The 4585-nt window shown below is 48.5% G+C and carries 4 protein-coding genes and 1 pseudogene; all 5 read right to left on the bottom strand.

Annotated elements, in window-relative coordinates:
- Positions 1 to 357 (bottom strand): ATP-binding cassette domain-containing protein (locus tag H3T90_RS08955; RefSeq protein WP_232339562.1); only part of this gene is annotated, 357 nt, incomplete at its 3' end.
- Between the two features lie 174 nt (positions 358 to 531).
- Positions 532 to 1262 (bottom strand): annotated as a pseudogene (locus tag H3T90_RS08750) (ABC transporter transmembrane domain-containing protein); the annotation flags it as partial.
- 101 nt (positions 1263 to 1363) lie between these two features.
- On the bottom strand, positions 1364 to 2809 hold the full coding sequence (locus H3T90_RS08745; protein WP_045924218.1) for an FtsX-like permease family protein: 1446 nt from the start codon (positions 2807 to 2809) through the stop codon (positions 1364 to 1366).
- A gap of 47 nt (positions 2810 to 2856) precedes the next feature.
- Positions 2857 to 3555 carry an ABC transporter ATP-binding protein gene (locus H3T90_RS08740; protein ID WP_045924347.1) on the bottom strand — a complete coding sequence of 233 codons (699 nt, stop codon included), beginning with the start codon at positions 3553 to 3555 and terminating at the stop codon, positions 2857 to 2859.
- A gap of 11 nt (positions 3556 to 3566) precedes the next feature.
- Positions 3567 to 4085: a class III lanthionine synthetase LanKC N-terminal domain-containing protein gene (locus tag H3T90_RS08735; RefSeq protein WP_141650093.1), complete on the bottom strand. Its 519-nt coding sequence runs from the start codon at positions 4083 to 4085 to the stop codon at positions 3567 to 3569.
- Between the last annotated feature and the right edge of the window lie 500 nt (positions 4086 to 4585).

Raw genomic sequence — 4585 nt, 5'->3', positions numbered from 1 at the left:
GATACCCCAACACCACACTCTGACCAACACACAACCAAACCCACACACAGAACCTAAAACAACGCGTTTAGTTCCTATAGGCCCATTTAAATCAGTTGAGTCAACATTGTTGTATAGGATATGCCCCGAATCCGGCCTATAAAAAGCCTCCAATAGGGAAAGCAGCGTAGTTTTACCTGAACCCGACGAGCCCACGATGACGGTTCTTTGGTGTGGGACTGCGCTAAAACTAATGTTCTGCAGAGTGGTATTTCGTTCATCATCTTTGTCCGCTGTATTGTAAGAAAAGCATACATCTTTGAACTCCAGCGTAATGTTGGCTGTATCAAACGAGGAATGCCCATCTGGGGAAAGCATATTGCTCGAACTTACGGTTTCGCTTTTATCGCGCAAAGATTCAATGTCTTCTATTCTCCTGAGTGGTCCTAAAGCTTTGAAAGCCGTGGTTATAGATGAGGAAAAGGAGCTTAGCGAAGAAACAACCATAGTCAAATACATTGAAAAGGAGATGAAATTAGAAATATCAAGATCCCCTTTCGCTATTTCCGCGCCGCCAAAGGAAAAAACGATTAGTAAGGTCAGCTGTATGGCGCAGTTCACAATGGACCGAATGATTGTTTCCTTGTTGGCCACTTTTACTGTTGCCCGATACACTTCTTCTGCGGTACCGACTACTCTTTTCGTTTCAGGCACTGTTGCCATAAAGGCCTTAATTGTGCGAATTCCAGCTAATGATCGCAGTATGGCATTAGACAGTCTTGCTGTCTTAGCTTGTACCAGTTCGGTTAGGCCTGCAGACGAGAAGAAGCAGCAATCATCAACAGAATGGATGTGCACGAAGTTATAAGTGCCACGGCAAAGAGTCTGGTATCAATGAACAGCATAGCGACAGCTGATCCGCAAGCTGTTAACAGATTCGCGGCCACTTTAAAGAAGTCTGATGACAGGGCTGAGCGTAACTCATTAGTATCTGAGATGACAGTTGAGACATAGTCACCCGACTCCCTCTTATCATACTCTTGTACCGGCAGGCCGAGGATACAGGTAATGAGATTGCTACGTTTATCGAAAACTATTTTCGCCGCAAGGCGGTTTGCCATATTGGATCCCAAACCATCCAGGACGATGCCTGCTACAAACAAAAGCGCCAAGACTGCAATTGGTCTCACCAACTTCTGACTCTGTTCTATGGCGTGTAGAAGATAATTGACACACAGAGGTTGTAGTAACGCCAGACCTGAAGACACTATACCCACAGACATCACAACAACAGTGATAGCTGTGTGCGGTTTCAATAGTCTGAATACATTAAAAATTGTGGTTTTTTGACGTTGCTGAGTTTGCATAGTTGACATGATTTCCGCTATTCGCCTATGGCTGTTTGGACGGTTTCAATTGCCGATCGCTTCAAACTAGAACGTGCAGAGAAAAATGTGGAAAGTGTTCCCGCGGCGATAATGGGCACAGCAAGGATAATGAAGAACTTCCAGGGAAAGACCACTACAAAGAGATTCTTGGAAAGAGGGAGGAATGTCACAGCGGTGAAAACTCCGACGAGCAAGGTGGCCCCCGCAGAGATAAGGATACCGGTGGTCACGAGGATGAAACCATCCAAGGCCGATATGGCAAGTAGCTGTCCGGGCACAGCGCCCGCGATGGAGATAAGGGCCAGATCAAGGTTGCGTTCCTTGGCAGAGATGGCGAAACTGGCGACCGCACCGATTACAGCAATGAGCAAGGCCGACCACAGGCTGGACATAAGCTCTATCGGTGTGGCTGATCCCATGTCTTTCAACTGGGGAAAGCCACTTATGGCAGCAGTACTGGTTTGACCTGTGATTAACAATCCACCGAGCAGGAACAGGCAAGCAGTCAGTGAGATGATGGTGGAGCCGAATGCCTTCCCGCGACTTCTCACAATGGCTTGTGCCCGTGCGATCTTCCAGACATCGGATTGCACAGGAACCAGATTCGTCCATGTTTTGGTGGCCCATTGGATGATGGGTCCTCCAGAATAGGCCAGAGCGACCAGAAACAGCAGTATCGCGATGATCGGGCCTAATGACATGGGTTGCATGATGATGCCCAATTGGGTCTTACTCAGAGTTTTGGGGTCGTTCAACACCAGGATGACGGCAGCGACAGCCGGTGCCAGCAGGGCGATGAAACCACCGATAATAAGGAATCTCCTCAGACCGCGCCCAGCTCTCGTGACGTGGACTTCCTCAGTTCCTGAACCTCTCAGCAGCTCAACCGGAAGCACTTTCCTCAAAGCACGCAGAGTAAAGAGAGCACCCAACAAAGCCACAATGAAACCGACTGCAAGCCCCCTCAAAGCAAAGTCTAAGAAACCCTGCCAAGTAAAAGTGATAAGCGGCGGTAACAGCACGGCCTCCAACTGGAACTTTAGAATCCGTGGGGCAAGAATTGGCGCCAGCGCCATACCAACGATGGAGGAGATCAGAGTCAGCACGAACACCTGCACCATGGTGAGGGTCAGCACCTGCCTAGGTGTGGCACCAAGCAGGGACAACAATGCAAGTCCCTTCCGCCGCTGCCTTATGGAAGCCTGAATCGTCACCATAATGACCAGGCAACCCAGGACCATTGCTATCTGGTAGACCGAGTCCACGTTAGTGCTGAGATGGTGAGATACCACACCCACTTCCCCCGGGGAATCATGTTTGAGATCATTGATTCCCTTGCATACACTCATGGCGCACAGAATCGTCTGCGTGACCACAAGCACAAGAAACACACCGGCCCAGATTCCTCTATTGGCTTTCAGATCATTCAACGCCCACTTCATGACTTACACCTTTCACGCCGCATCGCCATACAGAATCAGGGCAATAACTACGCTTGCTCTTCCACATTCCCTGATGCGACAAATCCGCCATCACTCATGGTGTATACGACGTCGCATTGCCGGGCCAGGCGGAGATCGTGTGTGACCACGACCACGCATTTACCGGGTCGATGGGAGAAGTCCCGCAACTGCGAGAAAACCAACTGTCCGGACTTCTGGTCAAGAGCACCTGTCGGCTCATCGGCGAACACAACATCGGGATCCGCGACCAAGGTGCGAATCAAGGATACCCGCTGCTGCTCACCACCTGAGAGCGAACTAGCTGCGTCATTGTCGTGCCCGCTCAAGTGGAACTTATCCATGAGGGCATCGATGCTTCCTTGATCGACCTTGCGATGGCTGAGAGTCAAGGGGAGCAGGATATTGTCACGAACGGTCATGGACGGGACAAGATTGTAGGACTGAAACACAAACCCGATATGCGATCTGCGAAACAAAGCCAAGTTACGCTGGTTCTTCTTAGTTAGTTCCTCACCCAGCACCCACACATTTCCTTGAGATGGCTGTTCAAGACCAGAAAGGCAATATAGCAAGGTGCTCTTACCACATCCAGAGGGCCCTGTAATTGCGGTCATGGCACCACCAGCAGCAACAAAAGAAAGATCATTGAACACCACAGTGGGAGTCCCGTCACCCGAGACGAAATTCTTACTTAGCTGTTCAGCTACTACCACACCATCACGCATAATATTAACCTTCATGGTACTGAGATCAGAGTATCGCCAGACCTCATGCGATTATAAAGCCCCACGACAACGAGTACTGAATCGGACATTTCTATTGAAACAAACGCCCCATATCTGAAAAAGATAGGTCCGTTATTGTACCTTAAATCACTGAGGATATAAGGTCCTGGTTCACCGCCTATTGCTTCCTCTAGTTTGAGGGTTAATCTTTCAAGATGCTCATCAGAAAAGGGATATATGGTTATGAATTTTCCACTAGAGCTGCGTCCTGCATATTTGGTATTGGAGGATCGGTACTGTTGTTTATCCCTGAGATATTTGAACATAACATGCTCTGAAATACAGATTTTAGAAACTTTTTCTAAAACTGATTGTGCATTGTCAAGGGAAGCCGTCACATGAATTTTCCATCCGTGGGTCCTCATTATGCAAGCAGTCGGCTGCATATATGTCCATACTACGGATTTATTTGAAGCCCATCCTATCGGACAGTCAGGTTCAGGATCCCATGACTCTTCGGCATGTGCCATGAGACTACGGCTATCGACAAAGAAAGGAGATCCTGGGTGCGTCGCCCGCATGTATACAGCTTCCCCAATCATTGCGTCTCCCATCGTTGCGGACTATGCTTTGTAGGAATATTATCAGAACCCGGTTCAGTGTCAACTTCTGTTTTAACTCGCTTCTTGAATATTAATAACTTGCTCATTGCCTTTGATAGCTAAGTACCCATACGTCGCCTTTTAAGATGGCAACTTTCCTTTGAGTAGAGATGGACCTTCAATTGCTGCATCCAATGATGTCAAGACACCAAGCCGTTTGCATAGCAAACTTTTCCCAGCGTCTATACTTACCTGATCCTCCCCCGTGGCTTCCATTCTGAATGATATTAACGACTGCGTCTGCACCGATTTCCTGGAGCAGTGACACCCACTTCAGAGATTCTGGGCTATAGGAACTAAACGCGTTGTTTATGTTGGGGGTTTGGCCTTGTGGCTGTAAGCGTGTTGGGTGGTTGTTAATAGGTCGG

Source organism: Bifidobacterium polysaccharolyticum (assembly GCF_016101585.1).
In the GTDB taxonomy this organism is placed as follows: domain Bacteria; phylum Actinomycetota; class Actinomycetes; order Actinomycetales; family Bifidobacteriaceae; genus Bombiscardovia; species Bombiscardovia polysaccharolytica.
The sequence above is the reverse complement of the archived record's forward strand: the minus strand, read 5'-3'. Positions and strand labels throughout refer to the sequence as shown.

Bases quoted from the DNA above. Each gene is read 5' to 3' on its own strand.
- H3T90_RS08735 (WP_141650093.1), bottom strand. From the start codon at position 4,085: ATGGCACATGCCGAAGAGTCATGGGATCCTGAACCTGACTGTCCGATA.
- H3T90_RS08740 (WP_045924347.1), bottom strand. From the start codon at position 3,555: ATGCGTGATGGTGTGGTAGTAGCTGAACAGCTAAGTAAGAATTTCGTC.
- H3T90_RS08745 (WP_045924218.1), bottom strand. From the start codon at position 2,809: ATGAAGTGGGCGTTGAATGATCTGAAAGCCAATAGAGGAATCTGGGCC.